Annotated in this window: 25 protein-coding genes and 1 tRNA gene; 13 read left to right on the plus strand and 13 right to left on the minus strand. The window is 58.8% G+C overall.

The window, feature by feature from the left end:
• The first annotated feature begins 72 nt into the window (after positions 1-72).
• The 3 genes from KEHDKFFH_RS05220 (at position 73) to KEHDKFFH_RS05230 (ending at position 1,434) form a co-directional block, all read left to right on the plus strand.
• Positions 73-405 carry an ankyrin repeat domain-containing protein gene (locus tag KEHDKFFH_RS05220; RefSeq protein WP_104320933.1) on the plus strand — a complete coding sequence of 111 codons (333 nt, stop codon included), beginning with the start codon at positions 73-75 and terminating at the stop codon, positions 403-405.
• A 6-nt stretch (positions 406-411) separates the two neighbouring features.
• On the plus strand, positions 412-1,155 hold the full coding sequence (locus tag KEHDKFFH_RS05225; protein WP_104320934.1) for a spermidine synthase: 744 nt from the start codon (positions 412-414) through the stop codon (positions 1,153-1,155).
• Between the two features lie 102 nt (positions 1,156-1,257).
• Positions 1,258-1,434 (plus strand): hypothetical protein, encoded by a 177-nt coding sequence (locus tag KEHDKFFH_RS05230; RefSeq protein WP_162841252.1) that lies wholly within the window; start codon positions 1,258-1,260, stop codon positions 1,432-1,434.
• A gap of 28 nt (positions 1,435-1,462) precedes the next feature.
• On the opposite strand, the gene KEHDKFFH_RS05235 is transcribed toward KEHDKFFH_RS05230, so the two are convergent.
• Together KEHDKFFH_RS05235 and yghU are read right to left on the minus strand one after the other, a co-directional pair.
• Positions 1,463-2,023, minus strand: coding sequence for an LOG family protein (locus tag KEHDKFFH_RS05235; RefSeq protein ID WP_104320936.1), 561 nt, complete (start codon positions 2,021-2,023; stop codon positions 1,463-1,465).
• Positions 2,020-2,892, minus strand: coding sequence for a glutathione-dependent disulfide-bond oxidoreductase (gene yghU / locus KEHDKFFH_RS05240; protein ID WP_104320937.1), 873 nt, complete (start codon positions 2,890-2,892; stop codon positions 2,020-2,022). Before yghU ends, KEHDKFFH_RS05235 begins: the two co-directional genes overlap by 4 nt.
• Positions 2,893-3,001: 109 nt before the next feature.
• On the opposite strand from yghU, the gene KEHDKFFH_RS05245 reads away from it, so the two are divergent.
• The 3 genes from KEHDKFFH_RS05245 (at position 3,002) to KEHDKFFH_RS05255 (ending at position 7,445) form a co-directional block, all read left to right on the plus strand.
• On the plus strand, positions 3,002-5,110 hold the full coding sequence (locus KEHDKFFH_RS05245) for a NosR/NirI family protein (RefSeq protein WP_104320938.1): 2,109 nt from the start codon (positions 3,002-3,004) through the stop codon (positions 5,108-5,110).
• Positions 5,111-5,300: 190 nt separating this feature from the next.
• Entirely contained in the window at positions 5,301-5,906 is a 606-nt protein-coding gene (locus KEHDKFFH_RS05250; RefSeq protein WP_104320939.1) for a TetR/AcrR family transcriptional regulator, read from the plus strand.
• A gap of 228 nt (positions 5,907-6,134) precedes the next feature.
• Positions 6,135-7,445 carry an NAD(P)/FAD-dependent oxidoreductase gene (locus KEHDKFFH_RS05255; RefSeq protein WP_104320940.1) on the plus strand — a complete coding sequence of 437 codons (1,311 nt, stop codon included), beginning with the start codon at positions 6,135-6,137 and terminating at the stop codon, positions 7,443-7,445.
• 24 nt (positions 7,446-7,469) lie between these two features.
• On the opposite strand, the gene KEHDKFFH_RS05260 is transcribed toward KEHDKFFH_RS05255, so the two are convergent.
• Positions 7,470-7,543: transfer RNA gene (locus KEHDKFFH_RS05260), tRNA-Gly, on the minus strand.
• A 70-nt stretch (positions 7,544-7,613) separates the two neighbouring features.
• On the opposite strand from KEHDKFFH_RS05260, the gene KEHDKFFH_RS05265 reads away from it, so the two are divergent.
• The 3 genes from KEHDKFFH_RS05265 (at position 7,614) to KEHDKFFH_RS05275 (ending at position 10,497) form a co-directional block, all read left to right on the plus strand.
• Complete coding sequence (locus tag KEHDKFFH_RS05265; RefSeq protein ID WP_104320941.1) at positions 7,614-9,338, plus strand: potassium/proton antiporter; 1,725 nt, start codon at positions 7,614-7,616, stop codon at positions 9,336-9,338.
• Positions 9,339-9,445: 107 nt separating this feature from the next.
• On the plus strand, positions 9,446-10,009 hold the full coding sequence (locus KEHDKFFH_RS05270; RefSeq protein WP_104320942.1) for a L,D-transpeptidase family protein: 564 nt from the start codon (positions 9,446-9,448) through the stop codon (positions 10,007-10,009).
• Positions 10,010-10,215: 206 nt separating this feature from the next.
• Positions 10,216-10,497 (plus strand): Lpp/OprI family alanine-zipper lipoprotein, encoded by a 282-nt coding sequence (locus tag KEHDKFFH_RS05275; protein ID WP_064229359.1) that lies wholly within the window; start codon positions 10,216-10,218, stop codon positions 10,495-10,497.
• A gap of 39 nt (positions 10,498-10,536) precedes the next feature.
• Here KEHDKFFH_RS05275 and KEHDKFFH_RS05280 read toward each other — a convergent pair whose 3' ends face one another.
• From KEHDKFFH_RS05280 to KEHDKFFH_RS05310, 7 genes are all read right to left on the minus strand, one after another.
• Positions 10,537-11,340: a slipin family protein gene (locus KEHDKFFH_RS05280; RefSeq protein WP_104320943.1), complete on the minus strand. Its 804-nt coding sequence runs from the start codon at positions 11,338-11,340 to the stop codon at positions 10,537-10,539.
• 37 nt (positions 11,341-11,377) lie between these two features.
• On the minus strand, positions 11,378-12,865 hold the full coding sequence (locus tag KEHDKFFH_RS05285) for an NfeD family protein (RefSeq protein ID WP_104320944.1): 1,488 nt from the start codon (positions 12,863-12,865) through the stop codon (positions 11,378-11,380).
• Between the two features lie 102 nt (positions 12,866-12,967).
• Entirely contained in the window at positions 12,968-14,014 is a 1,047-nt protein-coding gene (locus KEHDKFFH_RS05290) for a L,D-transpeptidase family protein (protein WP_104320945.1), read from the minus strand.
• A gap of 52 nt (positions 14,015-14,066) precedes the next feature.
• Entirely contained in the window at positions 14,067-14,636 is a 570-nt protein-coding gene (locus KEHDKFFH_RS05295; protein ID WP_064229363.1) for a TMEM165/GDT1 family protein, read from the minus strand.
• A 238-nt stretch (positions 14,637-14,874) separates the two neighbouring features.
• Positions 14,875-16,266, minus strand: coding sequence for an MDR family MFS transporter (locus tag KEHDKFFH_RS05300; protein WP_104320946.1), 1,392 nt, complete (start codon positions 16,264-16,266; stop codon positions 14,875-14,877).
• A 3-nt stretch (positions 16,267-16,269) separates the two neighbouring features.
• Positions 16,270-16,695, minus strand: coding sequence for a MarR family transcriptional regulator (locus tag KEHDKFFH_RS05305; protein ID WP_104320947.1), 426 nt, complete (start codon positions 16,693-16,695; stop codon positions 16,270-16,272).
• A gap of 160 nt (positions 16,696-16,855) precedes the next feature.
• Complete coding sequence (locus KEHDKFFH_RS05310) at positions 16,856-18,139, minus strand: MFS transporter (RefSeq protein ID WP_104320948.1); 1,284 nt, start codon at positions 18,137-18,139, stop codon at positions 16,856-16,858.
• Positions 18,140-18,410: 271 nt separating this feature from the next.
• Between KEHDKFFH_RS05310 and KEHDKFFH_RS05315 the strand changes: the two genes are divergently transcribed.
• The 3 genes from KEHDKFFH_RS05315 (at position 18,411) to KEHDKFFH_RS05325 (ending at position 22,360) form a co-directional block, all read left to right on the plus strand.
• Positions 18,411-19,313 carry a helix-turn-helix transcriptional regulator gene (locus tag KEHDKFFH_RS05315; RefSeq protein ID WP_192875752.1) on the plus strand — a complete coding sequence of 301 codons (903 nt, stop codon included), beginning with the start codon at positions 18,411-18,413 and terminating at the stop codon, positions 19,311-19,313.
• Between the two features lie 9 nt (positions 19,314-19,322).
• The gene (locus KEHDKFFH_RS05320; protein ID WP_104320950.1) at positions 19,323-21,083 is read left to right on the plus strand and encodes an ExeM/NucH family extracellular endonuclease; all 1,761 of its coding nucleotides are present in this window, start codon (positions 19,323-19,325) and stop codon (positions 21,081-21,083) included.
• A gap of 209 nt (positions 21,084-21,292) precedes the next feature.
• Positions 21,293-22,360, plus strand: coding sequence for an AraC family transcriptional regulator (locus tag KEHDKFFH_RS05325; RefSeq protein WP_104320951.1), 1,068 nt, complete (start codon positions 21,293-21,295; stop codon positions 22,358-22,360).
• On the opposite strand, the gene queE is transcribed toward KEHDKFFH_RS05325, so the two are convergent.
• Both queE and queC read right to left on the minus strand, forming a co-directional pair.
• Entirely contained in the window at positions 22,361-23,017 is a 657-nt protein-coding gene (queE, locus tag KEHDKFFH_RS05330) for a 7-carboxy-7-deazaguanine synthase (protein WP_104320952.1), read from the minus strand.
• On the minus strand, positions 23,017-23,682 hold the full coding sequence (gene queC, locus KEHDKFFH_RS05335) for a 7-cyano-7-deazaguanine synthase QueC (protein WP_104320953.1): 666 nt from the start codon (positions 23,680-23,682) through the stop codon (positions 23,017-23,019). Before queC ends, queE begins: the two co-directional genes overlap by 1 nt.
• Positions 23,683-23,867: 185 nt before the next feature.
• Between queC and KEHDKFFH_RS05340 the strand changes: the two genes are divergently transcribed.
• On the plus strand, positions 23,868-24,401 hold the full coding sequence (locus KEHDKFFH_RS05340) for a 3'-5' exonuclease (RefSeq protein ID WP_104321098.1): 534 nt from the start codon (positions 23,868-23,870) through the stop codon (positions 24,399-24,401).
• 15 nt (positions 24,402-24,416) lie between these two features.
• Here the strand turns inward: KEHDKFFH_RS05340 and KEHDKFFH_RS05345 are convergent, their stop codons facing one another.
• Positions 24,417-24,647, minus strand: coding sequence for a hypothetical protein (locus KEHDKFFH_RS05345; RefSeq protein WP_104320954.1), 231 nt, complete (start codon positions 24,645-24,647; stop codon positions 24,417-24,419).
• Positions 24,648-24,750 lie beyond the last annotated feature (103 nt).

Consider the following 24,750-nt stretch of genomic DNA (forward strand, 5'->3'; position numbering starts at 1 on the left):
TGTCTGGGACAGTCTCATTCTGTGATAATACGGTTTTAACACAAAATCGATTCAACTGACCACGGAGCCCCGATGAGCCAACAGAAGCCCGGCAAGCCGCAACAGCCCGCAAACCAGAAAGACGAGGATGCGGTTGCCTTCGCCCAGGGCATTTTCGAACTGGCACGCAACGGCGGTGCAGGGCCTCTCAGCGTGATGCTGGATGCCGGCGTCCCGGTGAACATGCGCACCAGCGAGGGCGAGACCCTCTTGATCCTGGCCAGCAAACACGGCCACGCGGAAACGGTGCGTCTACTGCTGGAAAAAGGCGCCGATCGCGACGCGAAAGACAGCAACGGCAACACCGCACTGGCTCTGGCAAAAACCGACAGCGTAAGGCGCCTGTTCGAAGAGCAAAGCCGGTAAGCCGGCATGTTCAACAAGGGCGAAATTATTCACCACACCAGGGATGCCCTGGGCAGTATCCTGGTGGTGGATTACCGCAAACACCGGGTGCTGACGTTCAACTCGGTGTTCGAGCAGAGCAAGATCGATCGTCGATACCCTTATCTGCCAGTGCACGAGTACAACCGGGCCATGATGCTGCCGGCGGTATTTGCCACCCCCCGCCACGTCACCATTCTGGGCCTGGGCGGCGGCGTGATGGCCGGCGCATTTCACCATCTCTATCCTGAATGCCGGATACACGCCGTCGAACTTCGCCAGGCGGTACTGGACACCGCCAGGGAGTTCTTCGATCTGCCAGACAGTAAGCGCCTTGAGGTGACTATTGCCGATGCCCGGGATGCCCTGGAAAAGCTCCCGGCGGCGAGTACGGATATGATTCTGGCTGATCTGTATAACGCAGACCGGATGAGCCCAGCCCAGGCCCAGAAGCAGTTCGTGGATGAATGCGCCCGGGTGCTCACGGATGACGGCTGGCTGGTGCTGAACTACCATCGCACCCCGGATGTCGAAGGCGCCTACTTCCGTAGGCTCAAGAGGCACTTTGCGGTGCTTCTGGGCTTCCGTAGCAAAAGCAACAACACCGTGGTTTATGCCAGCAAACAGCACTTTCAGTCGGTCCATCCCAAAGACCCTGTGTTAGCAGAACTGGAGAACCGGCTGCCAATAGACTGGCGTCGATTGATGGCTAAAGTCAGCCGGATGGAGTGAGGCGGAAAACGGTCTCGGAGTTGATCTGGGTCCTTGATGATTGCCGGGGATCATCCATAGTTACTGGTATGGAATCCACTGAGTGCGAGAGGAGTGCTGATCATGAGTGAGGAAGACTATAAAAAACTGCATCCGGTACTGAGCGAGGTCACCAAGACCTACGTCGATCTATACACCAACCGGCCCAACGAAAAAAACCGGGAGAAGCTGATCAAGCTTGAAGCCCTGCTGCACGAGAAACTGGAAGCGATTCAGAAAGCCAAGGAAGAGAAAGAATAAGGCCCGACTGCGCCGGGCCGAAGTCTGATCAGGTCCATTTTTCTCCGGGGCTCTGATAGTCCAGGACGGCCCGGTGCAGCGTCTCTGGCTGGTCGGTCTGAATCAGCATGTCGATGTATTGCTGCTTGAGAAACCCGGCCCGCTCCATGGTTTGCGCCATCGCCAGCAACGGATCGAAAAATCCGTTGACGTTGTAGATGGCACAGGGCTTCTGGTGCAACCCTAACTGGCCCCAGGTCCAGGCCTCAAACAGCTCTTCCAGGGTGCCGATCCCGCCTGGCAGCGCAACGAAACCATCGGCCAGATCCGCCATCAGGGCCTTGCGCTCGTGCATGTTTTTTACCACGTGCAGCTCGGTAAGGCCGGAATGGGCCAGCTCACGGTCCCGCAGATGCTCGGGAATCACCCCGTGAACCCGGCCGCCTGCGGCCAATACAGCATCGGCGACTATACCCATCAGGCCGACATGGCCACCGCCAAACACCAGCTCGATGTCATTGCGACCGAAGTAGTCACCCAGCTCCCGGGCCTTGTCCGCGTAGAGCGGATCGTTGCCTGACCGGGAGCCGCAATAGACCGCAACTTTCATTCACCGTCCCCGATCTTGTCCTGGGTCCGGGTGTCGAAATCGCTGGCATCGTGGCGCTCGTGCAGCTGGCTGCTGGGCTCACCCCAGGCCCGGTTGACCATCCGGCCACGCCTGACCGCCGGGCGCTGAGCGACCTCATCGGCCCAGCGAATGACGTTGGTGTAGGTGTGGGCTTCCAGGAACTCGGCCGCATCGTACACCTTGTTTTTTACCAGGGCGCCGTACCAGGGCCAGATGGCCATATCGGCAATGGTGTATTCGTCACCCGCGATGTAGCGGTTATTGGCCAACTGCCGATCGAGTACATCCAGCTGACGTTTGACTTCCATGGTGTAGCGGTTAATCGGGTACTCGTAGTATTCCGGCGCGTAGGCGTAGAAATGGCCAAAGCCGCCACCGAGCATAGGTGCGCTGCCCATCTGCCAGAACAACCAGTTCATAGTTTCGGCACGCCCTGCGGTGTCCTTGGGCAGGAAAGCGCCAAATTTTTCCGCCAGGTAGAGCAGGATGGATCCGGATTCAAACAGGCGGATGGAGGGGCTGACACTGTGGTCCATCATGGCGGGAATCTTGGAATTCGGGTTCACCTCCACAAAACCGCTGCCAAACTGGTCGCCCTCGGTAATCTTGACCAGCCAGGCGTCGTACTCGGCTTCTTTAATACCCAGTTCCAGCAGCTCCTCCAGCATCACCGTTACCTTGACGCCGTTTGGCGTCGCCAGCGAATAAAGCTGCAACGGATGCTCGCCAACCGGCAGCTCCTTGTCATGGGTCGGACCGGCGATCGGGCGATTGATACTGGCAAACCGACCTCCGCTCTCGGAGTCCCATTTCCAGACTTTGGGTGGCGTGTAGGTAGCGTCGGTCATGGCATTTCTCCTCACAAAGTAGCATTCAGCTGGCTCCGAGGTCGCATTGAGCCCGGGGCCGAAAACTCTAGCATGGAAGATCAAACAAAAAGAACCACAGGAGTACCCCATGGCAGGGCGCATTGTGCTCCTTCTTGCCTGTCTGTTTGTAATGCCCCAGGTTCAGGCCGAGCTGTCAGACAGCAAGCGAGCGCTGATCCAGGAGCTGTTTCCCTCAGCAACGGTCATTGAAGACAAGCTGCCGGACTTCCCGGTGTATCCGGTGTATCAACTCCAGGAGCTGCTCGGCTATGCCTACGAAACCATAGACCACAGCCGCCTGCAGGGCTTTGCCGGCAAACCGATCAGTATGTTGATCGGTCTGGACGCCAAAGGGCGTTTCACCGGTATCAAGGTGCTGAATCACCACGAGCCGGTCTTTCTGCATGGCCTCGGCGAAGAGCCCCTGCTCGAATTCGTAGATCAATACGAAGGGCACTCGCTTCAGGAGCAGATTATTGTCAGCACCTCCAACTCCAGCCGTTCCGGACGAACCAGTGATGGCAACGTGGTGCACTTTGACGGAGTCAGCAAGGCTACGGTCTCGGTCCTGATCATCAACGATACCGTGCTCTCGTCAGCCCTCAAGGTGGCCCGCAAGAAACTCGAAGGCTTCGCCCAGAGCGCGCCCACACGGGCGAAGCCGGATTTCTACCAGCCGCTGCCCTGGCAGCAGCTGGTCGAGCGCGGTTACATTGGACACTGGCAAATTGGCAGTGAGTCCATCGAGGCTGAACTGGGCCGGCCTCTTTCGGATTACCCCATGGACATCGAGCCGGCGGACGGCGAGCCCTTTGCCGAACTGTTCTTCGCCTACATCAATTCGCCCATGGTGGGCCGCAACGTGCTCGGCGACGACGGCTACCGCCGCCTAATGGAACGACTCGACGATGGTGCGCAGGTTCTGGCTGTCATGTCCCGGGGCGCCTTTCCCCATGTTTCCCGCGAGTTCGTGCCTGGCAGTTCCCCCGACCGTGTCGGCCTTACCCAGAACAACCTGGCCGTGGAAATGCGCGATCTCAACCTGCTCGACCAAAATCTCGAGTTCCGCGCCGCCGGCATGCCGTCGTTCGAGGCCGGCAACCTGTTTCGGGTGGGCGGCAACGCCGGCTTTAACCCGGGGGCAAAGGCCAACCTGAAGCTCAACGTCGAGCTGGCCCGTAACCACCTGATGGTGGACCGCACATCCCTGGATATCCCGGTTCAATTCAGCGAAGAGCTGTTTGAAACCGTGGAGGTTGCTCCCAACCCTGAGGACACCCGTCAACCGGTCTGGATCGGGCTCTGGAAAGAACGCTGGTGGCAGATTTCCCTGCTGGTTCTCGGCCTGACCGTGCTGACCGTATTCTTCGCCCGGCAGAAAACCCTGAGCCGCAACCCGAAGCTGGTGCACCGGTTCCGCTGGGGATTCCTGTTTTTCACCCTGTTTTTCATTGGCTTCTACGCCCAGGGCCAGCTTTCGGTGTTTAACATCTACACCCTGTTCCTGGCGATCTGGGACGGTTTCTCTCTCAATGTCTTCCTGCTGGACCCGATCATCTTCATTCTCTGGGTCTACACCTTCGTCACCCTGTTTATCTGGGGCCGGGGCCTGTTCTGTGGCTGGCTCTGCCCGTTTGGCGCCCTGCAGGAAATGGCCGCCTGGCTTGGCGAAAAACTGAAGTTCCGCCAGATCAAAGTGCCAGAACAATGGCACCGGCGCCTGATTCTGCTCAAATACCCGATTCTGCTGGGTCTGGTAGGCACCGCCTTCTACTCCCTGACCATTGCTGAGAAACTGGCGGAAGTGGAGCCTTTCAAAACCAGTATTACCCTGTTCTTTGTTCGCCACTGGCCCTTCGTACTTTATGCCGTTGGCCTGCTGGTGCTCGGCATGTTCATTCACAAGTTCTATTGCCGCTACCTGTGCCCGTTGGGCGCCGGCCTTGCAGTGCTTGGCCGGTTCAGACTGTTCAGCTGGCTGGACCGGGTCGAGCTCTGCGGCAATCCCTGCCAGCACTGTAAAAACGAGTGTGGCATCAATGCTATCCGCAAGGATGGCCGGATCGATTACGACGAATGCATCCAATGCCTGGAATGCGTCGTTATCCTCGAAGATGACACCCGGTGCGTCGACAAACGGCTCGAGACCAAAAAACGTTCAAGGCAGGCAAACATACTGGCAACGGATGCGGGCTGAGCCGCACCCGTTGCCCAGAACGACCCGAATGACTGGCCCCTTAAGCCAATCAACCTGGTTGGCATTTGAGCATCACTCATTTTTCTTTCTGGCGTTTGATCGATTACAACTTCAGGCTAACTATTATTGAGCATTCATTCTAGCTATAATTGAACGGTCACTCAAATCACGACAATGGTGAATCGTTGTTATGGCCAGACACGCACGCTATGACCGAAAAACCGCCCTGGAAAAAGCCGTAGGTCTGTTCTGGGAGAAGGGTTATCACGGCAGCTCAATGAAACAGATTGAGCAGGCCCTCGATATGCGGCCGGGCAGCATCTACGCCACGTTTGGCAGCAAGGACGGTCTGTTTTCAGAAGCACTGGCCGCCTATGCGGAACAGGGCGGCAGAGAGTTGGCCGTACACCTCAAGGGATTTGATTCGGTCGTTGAAGGTCTGCAGGATTATCTACGCCGCATTGCCTGCAGTTGCGGGGACGAAGACGCAGCGCCGTCCCGGGCCTGTATGATTGTGAAAACCCTGCTGGAATCCAGCAATACCCACCCGGCCCTGGCTGATCAGGCCAACAGCATTCTTGCCGCCATCGAACAATCCATCGCAGAATTACTGGAACAGGCAAAGGTGAAAGGTGAGTTGGTTCAGTCGGTAGACAGCCGGCGACTGGCCCGGCTTCTCCAGGCGCAGATCATGGGTCTGAGATCCATGGGTGAACGCAATCTCGACCCGCAAATCATGTGCGACCTGGGTGATGACATGGCCGCTATTCTGGACGGCTACCGCACTCAGCACTGAACCTGCCCCTTCCAGAGCCCCGGTGAGAGAGTTCCCGCCGGGGTTGAAGGTACCAGCACTTCCGTAGAATTGTACCCACGGCCCGGGCCGCGTTAACATTAACGCCCGGTTCAGGCCCTGCCCTGTTTCCTTGTCTAACCCCGGCTGCACGTCTGGTTCCCAGTGAGGACAGCCAAGCATTCTTGCCCGGAGAGTGCTTGGCTCTCTTCACTTACAGGTCTGATTGGTATGGAAAACCTTCATCACATCGTTGTGGTCGGCGGTGGCGCCGGCGGTCTGGAACTGGTTACCAGCCTGGGCAACAAACTGGGTAAAAAACGAAAAGCCAGAATCACACTGGTGGATTCCGGCCTGACCCACGTCTGGAAACCACTGCTGCACGAAGTTGCTTCCGGTTCCCTGGATGCGAGCGCGAACGAGATTAACTACCGCGCCCATGCCCGCAAGCACCATTACGAATTCCAGCTGGGCCGCATGAGCGGTCTGGACCGCCAGAACAAACAAGTGGTCATAGCGCCGTTTCACGATATCGATGGCACAGAAGTGGTTCCCGAGCGCCACATCCAGTACGACACCCTGGTGATTGCCGTGGGCAGCACCGCCAACGATTTCGGCACCCCCGGCGCCCAGGACAACTGCCTGTTCCTGGATAGCCTCGAGCAGGCGCGGCGCTTCCACAATCTTATGCTTAACGCTTTCCTTCGGAAAAACCACGAAGCACTGCAGGATGAAAAGCATACGCTGAACATTAGCATCATCGGCGCCGGTGCAACCGGCGTGGAATTGGCCGCCGAGCTAAGGTTGGCGTCCCGGGAACTACCTGTCTATGGTATGAACCATCTTCAGCCTTCCGATGTTTCCATCAGTGTGATCGAGGCCGCAAACCGTATTCTGCCCGCTCTTCCCGGGCGGCTCTCATCAGCAGCTACCCGGGAACTGGAACATCAACGGATCAAGGTTCTGACTGGTCAACCTGTCAGTGAGGTCCACGCAGACAGTGTGGTTATGCAGGATGGCACAAAACTCGCCTCAGACATGACCATATGGGCTGCAGGCATCAAGGCGCCCGCCTTCCTGGCAGAGCTGGATGGACTGGAAGTCAACAAAGGCAATCAACTGGCCGTAGAGCAAACCCTGCAAACCACCCAGGATGCAGACATCTATGCTTTTGGCGACTGTGCGGCTTGTCCACAACCGGATTCCGACCGGCCGGTTCCGCCCCGGGCGCAAGCTGCCCATCAGCAGGCCGATGCTCTGTTCAAGACCCTTTGCAATCGTCTGGAGGGCCGGGAAGCCGTACCATTCCTTTATAATGATCATGGCTCGCTGATCAATTTCAGTCGCTACACAACCGTGGGCAATCTCATGGGGAATCTGTCGGGGCGGAGTATGTTCATTGAAGGGAAAGTCGCCAGGCTGTTCTACGTTTCCCTTTATCGCATGCATCAGGTCGCGCTACACGGTTTCTTCCGCACCGGTATTATCTGGCTGATGGATAAAATCAGCCGTGCCATGCAGCCGCGACTCAAACTACACTAGAAAGGAAGTTGGCCGGTAAGGCAGTGGAGCGGGTGAAGGGAATCGAACCCTCGTATGCAGCTTGGGAAGCTGCCGTTCTACCATTGAACTACACCCGCAAAAAAATGACCGCGAGAGCAATATAAGCGGTCTGCCCGGCAATGGGCAAGCATTCTGTCTGGAGCAACAATGGATCCCACCCTGACCCTGATTGGCGCCCTGATGCTGGTCATCAGTATCGTGCTCAGCCCGCTTTCCAGCCGGGTGGGCATGCCTGTGCTGCTTATCTTCCTGGTCGTGGGCATGATGATGGGCGAGGACGGGCCAGGTGGTATCCAGTTCGACGATTTCGAGCTGGCCTTTTTGATTGCCAACCTGGCTCTGGGGGTGATCCTGCTGGACGGTGGCATGCGTACCCGGGCGGAAACCTTCCGGGTAGGCCTGAAACCCGCGCTGATACTGGCCACTCTCGGTGTTGCAATGACCGCCGCTGGCGCCGCGGTTGTCGCCTGGTGGGTGTTCGACCTGCACTGGCTCACCGCTTTGCTGATCGGTGCCATCATCTCATCCACCGATGCCGCCGCCGTGTTTAGCCTGCTTCAGGGCCGGGGCCTGCACCTGAACGAACGGGTCAGTGCCACCCTGGAGATCGAATCGGGCAGTAACGACCCCATGGCGATTTTCCTGACCCTCATGCTGGTCACTCTGATCGGCAACGATGGTGATCATGCGGGCTGGGCCGCGCTGACCATGCTGGTGCAACAGTTTGGCATCGGCGCGGTTGCCGGGATTATTGGCGGCTTTGCGGTGGTGGAGCTGGCCAATCGTATCCGCCTGACGCCCTCCCTGTACCCCTTGCTGGTAGCAGCTGCCGGCATTTCGGTGTTTTCCGCCACCAACGCCCTTGGCGGCAGCGGCTTTCTGGCCATTTACCTGACCGGCGTGGTGATTGGCAACCGTCATGTCCGGATGATGCCGATGATCCTGCAGGTGCACGATGGTCTGGCCTGGCTGGCCCAACTGTGCCTGTTCCTGATGCTCGGACTGCTGGTAACACCCTCCGATCTGATTCCGCTGGCCGGCGGCGGGTTAATACTGGCCCTCTCCCTGATCTTCATCATCCGTCCGCTGACCGTCATCCTGACCCTCTGGCCGTTCGCCTTTAACCGCCGCGAGCTCGGCTTTATCAGCTGGGTCGGCCTGCGAGGGGCTGTCCCCATCGTGCTGGCCCTGTTCCCGATCATCGCCGACTTGCCGGAAGCGCAACTGGTGTTCCACGCGGCTTTCTTTATTGTCCTCGTCTCTCTCCTGGTTCAGGGCACCACCATGACACCCCTGGCCCGCAAACTTCGCCTGGAAGTCCCCGCCGGGGAAGATCCCTATCGGAGGCTGCCCCTGGATGCCCCGGCTGCAGGCGACCACGAATTGATGCTGTTCCCGCTCCGGGGCGAAAGCTGGGAAACACCGCGCCGGCTGGGGCAGCTGCGTTTTCCGGAGAACACCGCTGTGGCCGGCGTATTCCGCAACCGGGTCTGTTTGCAGCCGAAAGCCGATCTGGAGGTCTCCAGCGGGGATATGGTTGCCATGTTCGCGACCCCCAGCGTATTGCCGGAACTGGGCAAGGCACTTAGCGGTCGACACGCGCCCAAGTACCTTGCCGAGCGGGCATTCTTTGGTGATTTCGTGCTCAACGGCGATGCCCTGCTGGGCGATGTCGAGCAGGTTTACGGCATCGAGTTTGACGACCTGCCCCCGGAACTTTCCCTGGCCGAGTGCTTTGCAAAACGCACCAAGGGGCACCCGGTTGTCGGTGATGTGGTCACTCTTGGCCCGGTAACACTGGTTGCCAGAGCCACCAGCGCCGACAAGGTCACCAAGGTGGGCCTGAAGATGGACAGTTCACAAAATGTCTGAAGAGCGAACCAGATAGCCAAAAAAGTTAACAAAACCCCTTAACAGATCCCTTGCGGGCTATGGTATAAAACGCCTGTACAAAGATTAATCATTGGTAAGTTAAGGACATGAGCATTTTCCGCGCCCTGCTATCCACTCTCGCCCTGCTCTGCCTGGCAGTTGCTCCGAGCACTTTCGCCACCGAGCTGCTGGCCAAGGCCGACACCCGAATGCCGGCTGCCACCATGTATAAGCCCGCGGATATTCAGAGTGTCAGCAAAGTGGTCGTTCGCAAGGGAGAGCGCCGCCTGTACCTGATGGACGGTGAGGACGTGGTTCGCAGCTACCGGATTTCCCTGGGCGACAACCCGGAAGGTCACAAGCTTTATGAAGGCGACGAGCGCACCCCCGAAGGCGACTACACTCTGGACTGGCGCAATGCCGAAAGCGATTTCTACAAATCGATCCACATTTCCTACCCCAGCGATCGGGACCGTGAACTGGCGTCGGCCTGGGGCCTGGACCCCGGCGGCAGCATCATGATCCATGGCCTTCCCAATGATGTGGGCGACCTGGCCTTCGCCTACGTTGGCCTGGACTGGACCGATGGCTGTATCGCCGTGACCAACGACGAGATGGACGAAATCTGGCAGCTGGTGTCCAACGGAACCCCCATCAGCATTCATCCCTGAGTCAAATCTGACAGCAGCATTAAGTTGTTGTCATATGCTTAGCAAATTTACGTATCTGCAGTTAACATTCCTGCTTACAGTGTTTTACACTGTTTAACGACTCCGGTAGTCATTGCCTGACAAACGTTGCTGCGCAGGTTGACAGGAAGTCGTCTATACTGACTTTCGGATCACAGGAAATAACTCGACCAATAAGGGGATTTACAATGCGTAAACTGACGATCGCCGGGATTGCACTGGCCACTGCTCTGACTGCAGGTTGTGCCACAACTGACCAGGGCGCCATCGACGAAGCAAATGCAACCGCCAGCTCCGCTGAGCGCACTGCTGAAAATGCACTGAACACCGCTAACAGCGCTGCCAGCTCCGCCCGCACTGCCCAGCAGACTGCGGAAGAAGCTCTGGCCGCTGCCCGTGCAGCCCAGAAAGCTGCCGACGAAGCAAACGAGCGTGCCAAGCGTATGCTCGAGCGTGCCAGCCAGAAGTAAGGCTGAGACGTAACGGAAGGCCGGCAATGCCGGCCTTTTTTATGCCTCGGGTTCCGGTTTTTCCGGACTGGGCTTATCAGGCGTGAAGGGTTTGTTCTCCTTCAGGAACGTGGTCATCAGCTCCATTGGCAGCGGGAATACAATGGTGGATGAGTTGGTATTGCTCATATCCGCCAGGGTCTGCAAGTAACGCAACTGCATCGAACCGGAGTTGGTGGACATGACATCCGCCGCTTCCACCAGCTTTCTGGACGCCTGCAATTCGCCCTCGGCGTGGATGACCTTGGCACGCCGCTCACGCTCGGCCTCCGCCTGACGGGCAATGGCACGAATCATCGATTCGTTGAGATCCACGTGTTTGATTTCCACGTTGGCCACCTTGATGCCCCACTCTTCAGTCTGGGCATCGATGATTTCCTGGATATCGGAATTGAGCTTGTCCCGCTCCGACAGCATTTCGTCGAGATCGTGCTTGCCAAGAACCGACCGCAGCGTAGTCTGAGCCAGTTGGCTGGTTGCGGAATTGAAATCCTCCACCCGGATAATGGCGCGCTCGGGATCCACGACACGGAAGTACAGAACGGCATTCACCCGGACCGTCACGTTATCGCGGGAGATCACGTCCTGGCTGGGAACATCCAGGGTGATTACCCGCAGATCCACCCGCACGATCTGCTGAATGCCGGGAATGACGATAATCAGCCCCGGGCCTTTCACACCCTGGAACCGCCCGAGGAAGAACACCACGCCACGCTCGTACTCCGGCAGGATCTTGATGGCCGAAGCAAGAATCAGCAGTAACACCACCGTGGGTGCCAGATAGGGAATCAGATCGCCAATCATACGGCCTCCTTGTATTGCCGTTACTTTGTCTGCCGGTTCAGCCGTTGTCCGGAATGATCCTGACAGTTACCGTTAAACCTTCAATTGCTGTCACTTGAACCCGGTCACCCTCTTTGACAGGCGCCTCGCTGATGGCATTCCAACGCTCACCGCTGAGCCGCACATGGCCGCGGTAGTGGCCATGTTCTCCCGAGAATTCATCCAGTGCCACGCCTTCTTCATGGGTAAGCTGTTCGGTGCCACTGACCGGATGCCGTCGACGCAGACCGATAAACCGGGTCACCGTCCAGAGAATAAACCCCGCAGCGACTACCGCGGTGCCTCCGATGGTCGGCAGGGAGATATCCCGGTGACTGCCGTCCATCAGTATGATCGAGCCAGTCACAAAGGCGACAATCCCGCCAACCCCCAATATCCCGAAACTGGGCACAAAGGCTTCGCCCACAATGAACGCCAACCCGAGCAGAATCAGCGCCAGGCCAGCGTAATTCACCGACAGAACCTGGAATGCGAAGAGCGCAAGAATCAACGAGATGGCACCAATCACACCTGGCACCACGGCGCCCGGGTTGGCCAGTTCGAAGATGATGCCGTAGAAGCCGATAATCATCAGGAAGTAGGCAACGTTCGGATCGGTAATGACGGAAAGCAGACGGGTACGCCAGTCCGGCTGGGATCGGACGATTTCCAGATTGGCCGTGGTCAGGGTCATGTCGCCCGACGCCATGCGAACGGTGCGGCCATCTACTTGCTGCAACAGGTCCCGAAGATTGGGGGAAACCACGTCAATGACGTTTTTCTCCAGCGCCTCTTCAGCACCAAGATTGACAGCCTCACGGACAGCCTCTTCCGCCCAGTCGGCATTCCGGCCATGGCGTTCAGCAAGGCCACGAATGTAACTGACCGCATCCTCCAGTACCTTGCGTTCCATGGCGGTGCCGCCGCGACGTTTACCGTCGTCCTCGCTGGCTTGCTGTTCGTCGTCGGACGAAGACCCGGATGCGGAATCAGATCCTTCCTCAGTTTGCGGTTCGCCGGAGGCCGGATCTCTCTCCGGTTCGGGGCTACCCGGCAGGCCGCCCAACTGGACCGGCGTGGCCGACCCCAGGTTGGTTGCAGGCGCCATGGCAGCTATGTGGCTTCCGTAGAGAATATAGGTGCCGGCACTGGCCGCCCGGGCGCCCTGCGGGGAAACATACGTCGCTACGGGAACGTCGGAAGCAAGAATCGTCTTGATGATATCCCGCATGGAGTCCATCAGGCCCCCCGGCGTGTCCATTTCGATAATCACCAGACCGGCACCCTCGGATTCCGCCCGGCGGATGCCCCGGGTGACGTAATCCATGGTCGCGGGGCCGATAGCCCCCTCAACCGTCAGTACCAGAGCCGTGTCGGAAGATTTCTGCTGGGCAAAAACCTGATGGGCCAGGGACACCATTGCAAGCAGCACACCAGTCAGGAATACCAGAGCCCATGTCCGGAGACGGCCGGGATTCTGTGATCTCATGGGACGGTGTGCCTGCATAACGCCTCCCTGGACCGGAATAAATTCAACGCCTGAATATACGATGGAACAGTGGCCGCGGTTCTATCCGTACAAGGCGGGCCTCCTGCCCAGACAACTATCTCAGAAGTATAGTCGCTGCTCAGGCTCGCTCGCCGATTCCGGCGATTTCTCTTCCACAGTCTTGTCAGCGGCCATCCGGGTAACCCGTTCACCAATCATGGTTGGCAGGCCATCGGCCTGGTCCACGGCCAGCTCAATGGCACCACGCTTGACCTCAACACCCGGGTGCCGGCTGCGGAAGGCTTCCACTTCGGCAAATACCTGCTGCCACAAGCGCTCTCGATCTTCGCGGGGGTAGTCTTCGTGGGGACGATGGACTTCCAGCCACACCTCACCGTCCGAGAAACCAATCTTGACGGCATCGTGCACGACCTGAACCGGCGTACCCTTTTCAACCTGGTAAACGAACCGGGAGATATCCTCGTTGTACATCCGGAAACAGCCATGACTGACCGGCATGCCCACACCAAATTTCTTGTTGGTACCGTGGATCAGATAGCCTTTTTCACTCAGCAACAGGGCGTGGGTGCCGAGCGGGTTTCCCGGACCGGGGGGAATCATACGGGGCAGATACTCACCGGACGCCTCGTACTCCGCACGAATGCTCGCCGGCGGATACCAGGCCGGGGACTCCAGTGGCATGGTGACCTCTGCATCCGTCAGCGGGGAGGGATTCTCAGCCGTGCCAACGCCTACCGGGTACACCTGCACACCCTCATCGGTGAAGTAATACAGGCGGTACTCCGCCAGATTGATAACGATGCCTTCGCGTCGGGCGTCTGGCAGCACATACTGGCGCGGCAGAGTGATCGTGGTGCCCTCTCCGGGTAGCCAGGGATCCACACCGGGGTTGGCCTTCACCAGTTCCAGATACCCCATGGCCAAGCGATTACCTATGCCGGCAAAGGTGTCCTCGTAACGGGTTTCAAAAACGCCGAGCTTTCCGGCCAGGTCACCCTGAACCGGGAACGTGGGCACACGAGGGCTTCTGTCCGGCTCTTCCGGGGCTTCCGGATCGCTGGCAGCATCCAGAGGCTCCGCCAACCCTGCGGTCGGAAACACCAGGAACTGCGCCAGAGAAAAAACCGCTAAAAATCTGAACCACATAGAAAACATTCCGAAAGCATCAGGCAACCGGGTACAGTGACAGCAAGCACCCTCAAGAGTTCATATAGGTCGCCCATACTGTTACGACGGCAAGCGCCACGAACAGAACACTTGCACCAATCCGGGCTGTGGCAAGGGGCAACCGTTCCATCAGCCAGCGTCCTGCCATGATAACCGGTATGTTGGCCAACAGCATACCCACCGTGGTGCCCAGAATAACCCAGAAGGTTTCGGTAAAGCGGGCAGCGAGAACCACGGTTGCAACCTGCGTCTTGTCGCCGATCTCCGCCAGGAAGAACATGATGGTGGTGGCCATGAATGCCCCCATTCCCAGAAACTTGGAGTCTTCGCTGTCATCCTTGTCTGGCACCAGCAGCCACAGTGCAATGGCAACGAAGCTGATGGCCAGAATCCAGGGCAACCAGGCTTGTGGAATGAATGATGCCACCCAGGCACCGAGCCAGGCCGATAGGGCGTGATTGAGAACCGTCGCGACAAAAATGCCGAGTATGATGGGCAGGCGAGTAGCGTATCGGGCAACGAGGAAAAGCGACAGCAGCTGGGTCTTGTCACCTATTTCCGCTATGGCGACGGCAACCGTAGAAGCGAGGAAAGCGTCCATGAAAAACTCCAGGGCGGATAACCAGACATGAGGCAGCCCACCTTCCGCCCAATGGAGGTGAAACCGCCTCAGGTCTTGCCAGTTTCACCGGTGTGGCGGTGAAACATGATAGCCATGGGGATTTGGCCCCAAGTATGTTGACTACCATCCGACCGACAGTTCCGGTGCGGAGGCTACTCCCCTGAAGAGATGAGGGCATAGTAATGAATTCGGAACAAGGCCGCAACCAGACGAGATCCTAGGCCCGCATCTTCCATACCGGAATCGCGGCGACTGCCACGAATGCAGCCACCAGCCACCAGGCGGAATGGAACGCGTTGATTGTCGGCAGCCCGGAGCTGTGTTCCCCGAATTCAATGGTCAGTGCCACCAGGTTGACACCAAAGGCGCCCCCAAGCTGGCGCATGAAGTTCAGAGTACTGGAGCCGGCTCCCAGCTCCTGTGGCTCCAACGGATTCAGGGCGCCCGTTGAAAGGGCCGGAAGCATGAAGCCGATACCGATGCGCCCCAAAACCGTCCACAGCACCAGCCAGCCAAACGCCAGCTTCAGATCAGACAGCGCAAACAGCACGGCCGACAGGGCAAATGCAGCAATCCCGAAGACAACCAGAACCCTGGTGCTATGCCTGTCCGCCAGCCGCCCGGCTAAAGGGAACGTCATACCCAGGACAATCCCTGCCGGCAGCATCAGTAAACCGGCCTCTGTCGCACTGAACCCGAGAGCTGTCTGCACGAACAGCGGGATGAGATAGGTGGATCCGAACAGCGCCAGCCCCAGTGCCATGGCACCCAGGCAGGCGAACACAAAGACCGGTTTGCGCAACAGGGCCATGTTCACCAACGGATGCGCGGTTCGTCTTTCACGGAGCACGAAGAGCAGCAGCCCGCCCAGCGCCAGTATTCCCTCAGCGAAAATCCAGCTCTTCTGGCCCGCCGCCTGTTGCAACCGGTTCAGAGCGTCGAGCGACACGGCGATGGCAAACCCCAGCAATATCAGGCCGGGGAGATCAAAACGATAGGGCGCTGGCCGGGAAACCGGCAAAGGCAGGAAGCGCCAGGCCATGAGAACACCCACCAGGGTGACGGGGGCCGGTGCGAACATCACGTAGCGCCAGTCGAGTTGATCAACCAGGAAGCCCCCCAGCACGGGACCCAAAGCCGGTGCCAGAATAACCCCCATGCCATAGATTCCCATGGCCTGGCCTCGCCGATGGCGTGGAAAAATGCGGAACACCAGGTACATGCCCATGGGCTGCATCAAGCCCGCCATTGCGCCCTGTCCTATCCGGGCAGCGATAAGCTGGCCCGGCGTCTCGGCAAAACCACCGGCGAGGGAAATCAGGGTGAAGATAAACATGGCTACGGCAAGGGTCTTGCGAACCCCGAAGTGATCAAGCAGCCAGGAGGAGGCGAGCATGGTAGTGGTCATGGCGGCGATAAAGCCCGTTGCCAGCCAGTGAACCTGGCCCTGACGGATGCCGAACTCTACCATGATGTCGTGCAACGCTACGTTGACCACAGTGGCACTGAGCACTGTGGCCATGGTGCCTATCATCACCGTGGCCACCGCCAGCCAGCGCCAGCGATCCCCGTAGCGGGCTTTCAGCCCCTCAACTGAGTTATCAGCCAAGAATTACTTCTGCTTTTCAGCGTTTTCCAGGATCTTGTGGAAGACCTTCACGGTGCACTCGATCTCTTCGTCACTGATGCCTTCGAGCATTTCCTCCCGCAACACCTCGGCTCGCTCGGACAGGTCGTCCATAAACGCACGGCCGGCGTTGGTCAGATGCAGCCGTCGCGCACGGCGATCATTGGGGCAGGGCCTACGCTCGATCAACCCCTGTTGCTCCAGGCTGTCCAGCAGTCGAACCAGGGTCGGATTCTCGATCGCCATGAGGCTGGCCAGTTCGCGCTGGGTAAGGCCTTCACCGCCTTTCTCCAGGTACACCATGGTGCTCCAGCGCGCCTGGGTGACGCCCAGATCCTTCAGGCGCTCATCGAGCATTTTTCTCCAACGCCGGGTAACCCGGGCAACCGCAAAAGGAAACTGGTCTCTCATTTGTCGTCACTCCATAAAAAAGGGCATTCGCCCTGGCCAGGCGCAACCGCGCACTCGACCAACAATTCACATTATCGGAAAGTCACCAATAGTATGCTAACCATTGAAATAAAAACAGATACGGAAGTAAAAACAAAATCGGGGAAAACCGAAAGCAACGTCAGCTCGCCTGACGCTGCTCTTCGTGCATCTCCTCGACTTCGGGAGACTCTTGGAACTGTGTATTTCGCGGATCGATCTCGGCGAGCACCGGCGACGCTTCCGGCATGGCAGGCACGAAGTGCTCCTGATCCGCAACGGCAACGTCCTCGGTATGACTGATCCGGTAACTGGTAATCACTGCCAACAGCAGCAGGAAGCCGGCATTGCCGAAAAACAGGCCTTTCGGCCCCAGGAGGTTGATCAGTTCAGCCATGACAACCGGGCCGATGACACTGCCGACCCCATAACTGAGTAACAGCGTGGCGCTGGCGGCAACAATACGAGTGCTTTCCATACGGTCATTGGTGATTGCCACTGCAACCGGGTAGAGCGCCGCAGACAGACCGGTAAACAGACCAACCAGAAGGGTCAGTGCCCATGCGTTGGACGCCCCCAGCACCCCGACACCACCAGCGGCGGCGGCCGCCACCACGGCAATCCAGAACATCACTCGGCGCCGGTCAAAACTGTCGCAAAGCCGTCCCAGCGGCCAGGCAAGGATCATGGCTGCGACAATGGCACTGGCCATAAACGTGGATGTCCGGGAGACGTCCAGCCCGACCAGTGTTGCGTAAACCGGCCCAAGCGCATAGAACCCGCCAATCATGACCCCACAAATCAGGGCGCCGGCAACACCGCTAAAGGACTCCCTGGCCAGGGTAAAGATCGAAATACGCTGGACCTGCTCGATTACCGGCGCTTCCATCCGGGTCATTGAGAGCGGCACCAGAGCCAGTGTCAGCAGGATCGCTGCAATCGAGAACGGCATGAAGTTGGCTGGGTCGCCGACATTGACGATGAGCTGTCCGCCGGCGGCGGACAGATAAAACACGATCTGGTAAACCGCAAACAGCGCACCGCGGTTGGCATTGGTGGCGCGGCTGGAGAACCAGCTCTCGATCACCACCAGCACACCGGCAATACTGAACCCGGAAAGCACCCGCAACACGGCCCAGAAAATCTCGGAAACAGCCATCGGGTAAAGTAGCGACGTAACAGCAGCAATCGCCGCAAACACGGCAAAGGCACGAATGTGGCCAACCCGGCCTATAATCCGGTGAACATACAGCGTACCCAACACAAAACCGATGGAATAGCAGACCAGAATCCAGCCGATAATGTCCGGCGATATCGCCTCAATACTCAGACGTATACCCAGTAGCGTCATCAGAAACGCATTGCCGCTGACCAGCAGAATAATGCTCAGAATCAGGGCAGACAGGGAGGTGACCATTCGGGTCATTACAGCGGCTCCGGGCGTGAGAGGGTATTTTCGATCGGGTGTCAGACAAAATAGCAGCAAGCACCGGACTTTGCCGGGCGCGTATTAAATCAGGAGCGGGAAGCGAAACCACTAGGCACTTCCCGAAACCTGTTAACCGCGTCACAAAAACCCGCAAAGGCCGTCGTGGAGCGGTTTAACAGGGTTTTACATTAATGTGCCGTAACAGACCCTGCCGGCCGGAGCAGGTAACATGAAAGTGAGCTATTCATTGGACCGTGAGCGCCTGGTTATGAAAAAAACGGACTGGCCCATCCGCTGGGATCTGCTGCTTCGCTATCGACTGATCGAAACCATTGCCCTGTGGGAGGGTCGCCTGACCACCAACCACATCTGCCACAGTTTCGGTATCGGTCGTCAGCAGGCGTCCAAGGACATCAACACCTACCTGCGCGAGCTGGCGCCGGGCAATCTGGTTTATGACCGCCACCTGAAAGGTTATGTGCCGGCGGAGAAATTCCGTCCAGTGGTTACCCGTGGAGTGGTGAACGAGTATCTGGATCTGCTTGCCCGCCAGCAAAACCTGAGCAACACGTTCGAGTCCCTGAACATTGGCCTGCCGGACAGCACGGTGGTCCTGGGCCCGAATCGTGTGATTGCACCGGAAACCATGCGTGCCGTGGTGACGGCAACACGACAGGGCAGGCAGTTGCGCGCCAGCTACGCCTCCCTGAGTCGCCCGGAAGCGGTGGAAAGCATTCTTGAACCTCATACCCTGGTCTGTGCCGGCAACAGCTGGCACTTGCGGGCCTGGTGTGACTCCAACCGGGAATTCCGGGACTTTGCCCTGAGCCGTTTCCGGACGTCGCCCGACGCGTTGCGGCAGCGCGCCAGACATAGCCGGGAGCAAGACGAGCACTGGAATCGGGAGGTTACCCTGGTGGTTACGCCTGACCGACGCCTGACCGACGCCCAGCAACAGATTATCGCCCGGGACTATGGTATGGAGCATGGCCGCCTGGAGGTTGCCACCCGTGCCGCTCTTGCACCCTACGTGCTGTCACGGCTCGGAATTACCTTTGACAACCAGCATCCGGATCCGCTGGTACAACAGCTTGAGCTGGCCAATCCGGATCAGTTGGGATTTGGCAGCAAACGCGAACAGGCCCTGAAAGCCGTTGCCGGTCTCAGTTAAACTGCCGGTGTGAATTCTGAAACCCGGTGGTATTCCTTTCTCTGTTTCCTGATTCTGCCGTTCCTGCCTCTGGTGGCAACGGCAGAATCAGCCTGTGGTAAACCCGCAACACCGATTTCCGAAGTACAGGGCACCGGCCCGGCCTCACTTCTGGCAGGCAAAGCCGTCACAGTCGAAGGCATTCTGACCCAGGATTCCCGGTCAGAGGGTGGGTTTGGCGGCTTTTATCTCCAGCAGGCCGACCACGAGACCGACAATAATCCCGCCACTTCCGAGGCTCTGTTTGTTTATACCGACCGCGATATCGGCAAACCCGGCATGCGGCTGCGGGTTACCGGCAAGGTAAAGGAATACCACGGACTGACTGAACTGGTAGCGATCCGAAGCATCCGGATTTGCGGGCGGGAAGCGCTGCCGGCGCCCTCGCCATTGGCTTTGCCCTGGACCCGGGATCCCGAACATCTGGAGAATATGAGGGTTACTTTCCGTCAGCCCCTGACGGTGGTAGACAACTACAACCTCGGCCGCTACGGCGAACTGGCGCTGGCGGCAGCAGATCAGGTCCAACCCACCGAGTACCTTCCTCCTGGTGACGATGCGCACAGAGCATCCATCCGGAACCGGCAGAACCGCGTGCTTCTGGACGACAACCAGTCCACCAGAAACCCCAGCCCCATACCCTGGCCGCCCGGGGGCCTGTCCTCGACAACCGTGCGCTCTGGTGACCAGATTGAGCGGCTTGAGGGGGTACTGGACTTCCGGTTCGATGCCTGGCGAATCCAGCCCGCCAGGGCGCCGGTTTTCCTGGCAACCAACCCGAGAGATCCCGCACCGGCGCCTCTGCCCGGTGATCCTGTGCGAATCATGGCACTGAATCTCGGTAATTTTTTCAACGGCGATGGTCGTGGCGGCCAGTTTCCGACAAGCCGGGGGGCGGAGACATCGACGGGGTTTCAGCGCCAGCAACAGCGACTGGTGCAGACACTTCTGGCCCCGGATCCGGATATCCTCGCGCTCACGGAACTCGAGAACGACGGCTACGGCCCGCACAGCGCCATCGCCAGCCTGGCCGAGGCCCTGGGCAATCAGTGGCGGTTCGTCAGCACACCGGGCCAGGATGGCAATGACGAGATACGGACCGGCCTGCTCTACCGCAGCGACCGGGTCAGCGCCATTGGCCTGCCGGAACGGCTTGCCAGCGGTCCGTTCAGATCCGGAGGACGGCCGCCGCTGGCCCAGGATTTCGCCCGCCTCGACGGCGACACAACGGTCAGGGTTATTGTTCCTCACTTGAAATCAAAATCCTGTCGGGGCGCCCGCGGCGATGATCGCGATCAGGCCGATGGCCAGGGCTGTTACGCTAGCCGGCGGAATGCCGAAGCACAAGCGCTGGCCGGATGGCCCGGCGTTGACGCCGGGGGCCCCGAGTCGGCCGGCACCCTGATTATCGGGGACCTGAACAGCTATGCCCGTGAACAACCCCTTCGTGTGCTGGCAAGAGCGGGCTTCGTCAGCATGGTGCACCACTTCCATCCCTGCGATGAGACCAGCTGTCGCCATTACACCTATCGATACCGTGGCGAGAAAGGGTCCCTGGATTACGCCCTGGCCTCCGAGACATTGAAGCCACGGGTTGTCGGTGCCCGAAGCTGGCTGGTGAATGCGGACGAGCCCAGGGTTCTTGGCTACCAGAGCGAGCACACCGTTGATGCGCAGTGGCCCTGGCGGTCCAGCGACCATAACCCGGTTATTGTAGACGTGGAGCTCTGACCCCTATTTCGCGGCGGATCTCCAGGACTTTGTTCTCCGCCACCGCCAGTAGGCAGGCCTGGCTGAGCCGTGCAAGCCAGCCAAGGATTGGCCTTTCAGGCCATTTATTTCGTCAGCGAAGTCATGGGGGAGCGAACCGGAAGGCGCCATAATCGTCGACACTACGCGTTCTGCGACATAACAAGAACAGAATCAGACGAGGAAACCCCATGCGCGCCTCCGTTTCAACGGCACAGGACCTGGGCATGCCGGCCATCTACCTGCACCTTCTGGCCGAGCTGCTGAATACCATCGGTGTTGATGAACAGGACCTTCTGCTTCGGGTCGGACTCGACCCGGCCCGCCTTCAATCCACCGATCTGCGGGTCAGCCAGACCCAGGCCAGCGAATTTGTCACCCGGGCCATTATCGAAAGCGGCGAGCCCGGGCTCGGAATCATGCTCGCCCGGGAACTCAAGCTGCCACTGCACGGCGCCCTGGGTACGGCGGTCATGAGCAGCCGCACATTGGGCGATGCCATGGAGCTGATGACCCGGTACCTGACACTGCGGGTGCCCCATCTTCAGGTCCGCAAACGGGAAACCGGCAACCTGGCCTGGTACGTTGTCAGCTGCGATATCGATCTCGGGCCCCTGCACGGGTTCATCATGGACGCCATGCTGTTCGGATGCGTTTCCATGGGAGCGCAACTGACGGGCTCGGTGGTTGATGGTTTGCGCGTTGTTCGCCGGGGGCCGGAGCCGGCCTATTTCCAACGGTTCCGCTCACAGATCCCGATACCCGTGGAGTTCGGTGCCACGGAGAATGCCCTGGTGATCCCCGCCGCCCACCTGGATCTGCCCGTACGCTTCACCGACGATCAACTGGCCGCCTCATCAAGAGCCCAGTGCGAAGAGGCGCTGCGGCAGCTGACCGAAGACGCCGGATTTGCCTGTCGGGTCCGGCGAGTGATTGAAACCAGCCACCCCTTCCCACCTAAACTGGCCCGGGTTGCAGGCACCCTGTTTGTCTCTGAAAGAACACTCAAACGGCGACTGCAGGAAGAAGAAGCCAGCTTCCAGCAGCTGGTGGATCAGGTCCGCCTGGAGCGGGCACAGGATCTACTCCGCAGTACCGGCATGAACCTGAGCCAGATTGCTGACGCCCTGGGCTATGCCGACGCCGCGAACTTCACCCGGGCTTTCAAGCGCTGGACCGGCACCAGCCCCAGTCACTACCGAAGCGCGCCTGCCAGACCCGCCTCGACACCTGCCGAGCGGGCACTGGCAACCGGCTGATCAGTCGATTCCGATGATTTTGTGCATCTGCAGGGTAAGACGCCACTGGGGGTGCGCAAGACAGTAGTTGGTAGCGCGGCGGGTATTACTTTGCTTGATCTCGTCCACCGCCGTTTCCGGTGTCGACGGAGAGGCCATGGGCGACAGGAAATAATGGCTCGCGCGAATACCGAGGAATCGCTCCGGCATCGCCAGGGGCTGGGGATAGACCAGCTTCAGCTCGTCACAGGCCTCGATCACCACCGGGGCATCGGCCTTGGGACTGACGCAGAGCCAGTCAATACCTTCGGGGGCTGGCAGGGTGCCATTGGTCTCTACCCCCACTTCAAACCCTTCCCGGTGGAAAGCTTCAATCAGGGCTGTATCCAGCTGCAACAGGGGCTCGCCGCCGGTGCAGACCACATAGGGCTTGCCAGGCGCGTCCGGCCAGAGATTCCGTATGTGACGAGCCAGGGCTTCCGCTGTTTCAAAACGGCCACCATTCTGGCCGTCCGTACCCACAAAATCGGTATCACAGAAATTGCAGACCGCACTGGCACGGTCTTTCTCACGACCGGTCCAGAGGTTGCACTTGCTGAAGCGACAGAACACGGCAGCGCGGCCGGCCTGGGCGCCTTCGCCCTGCAGGGTGTAGAAGGCTTCCTTGACCCGATACATCAGCCTGCGCCCTCGTATTCCAGAGGATCGGTCACACCATTGGCGGCAAACGCTTCCAGACGTTCAACGCATGAACCACAGCGGCCACAGGCTTGCTCCCGACCGTTGTAGCAGGTCCAGGTCTGCGAATAATCCAGGCCCAGGCGGAGACCTTCGGCCAGGATCTGGCCCTTGTCCATGGCCATGAAGGGTGCCTCAATGCCCACCGGTTCGTAGTTGGCGACTCGGCAGACTGCGTCCATCTTCTCAACGAACTCCGGGCGACAGTCCGGGTAGATGGCATGGTCGCCACCGTGAGCCCCATACCACACAGCGCCTGCGCCAACGGTCACGGCGTAACCGGTTGCCAGCGACAGGAGGATCATGTTGCGGTTCGGCACCACTGTCGCTTTCATACTGTCTTCTTCGTAGTGGCCTTCCGGGACCTCTATATCCGAGGTCAGGGATGATCCGGCCATCACCTCACTCATGGCGCGGATATCGATCACTTTGTGGGGAATACCCTGCGCCTCACATACCGAACGCGCACACTCCAGCTCCCGAACGTGACGCTGGCCATAGTTGAAGGACAGCGCATGAACCTGATGCCCACGTTCCCTGGCCAGGTGCAGCAGAGTGTAGGAGTCCATGCCTCCGGAATAGATTACAACCACGGTGTCTATCATTCGGGCTCCCCGTATGGTGCGATTGGGTGTGGGCTGGTTTACTGTCGCGCCCGACGCCTGTTGCTGTCATCGGGCTTTTACAATGAATGGACATATTGTAACAGTGCAGGCACAGGTTGGGTTCGCGTCTCGGTTGCGGGGCGGGTAAACTCAGCGAAAAACAACTCATCAGCTACACTGACTCCATGACCACTATCCAGCCGGCATTCATCGATTTCGAGGCATCCAGCCTTGATCTGATCGCGAGCTACCCCATTGAGGTAGGGATCTGCATGCCGGATGGCTCTCTCCATAGCTGGCTGATCGCCCCCCATGTCCTCTGGCAGGACTGGTCGGAAAGCGCTGAACAGATACACGGCATTTCCCGTGAGACTCTGGAAGCAGACGGTATTGCCGTGGGTGAAGTGGCCAGGGCCCTGAACGAGCTGCTGCCAGAACAGGTGTTTTGCGATGCCTGGACGTTCGACAGCTTCTGGCTGCACCGCTTGTTCAGGGCCGCCCGCATCACGCCGGCGTTTCAGCTCGAGTCCATTTCAGCATTGCTGGACACGCGCCAGGTGCGCCAATGGTCGGGGCTTCGTCAGCAGGTGATTACCGAACTTGGCTTGCCAGTACACCGGGCAGCAAATGACGCCCTGATCCTTCACAAAACCTGGGAACGGATTGCGGAGGACCATGGCGCCCTGGAGCCATTAACCGGTCAGAGCCGTCGGGCCTGATCCGGAATCAGGCAATCAGTGTCTGACACGCAATGCGATAACTTCGAGACCATCCCGAAGGGTATTGAGAGTCCAGTAAGTCACCAGCGCCATGAGCGCGGCACCCGTTACGGTAAACACCAGGTTTTCGCCCACAACCTGCTCCTGTGCGGCAAACAGGTATAGCCCCAGTGCGATAATCAGGGCGAGTTCAATCAATGCGTGGGAACGGAATTTTCTACTGGCAGATCCGGCGTCGTCGGACATTTTGCTAGGTTTCAACCTCTGTCTGTCTATGGCAATGAATGAAAAGGTAGTGTGCAAATTATCGCCAGGACAGCCAACAAAATCTGTACGAAGTAGTGGCTAC

The sequence above is a fragment of the Marinobacter maroccanus genome (assembly GCF_002933275.1).
Taxonomy (GTDB): Bacteria; Pseudomonadota; Gammaproteobacteria; order Pseudomonadales; family Oleiphilaceae; genus Marinobacter; species Marinobacter maroccanus.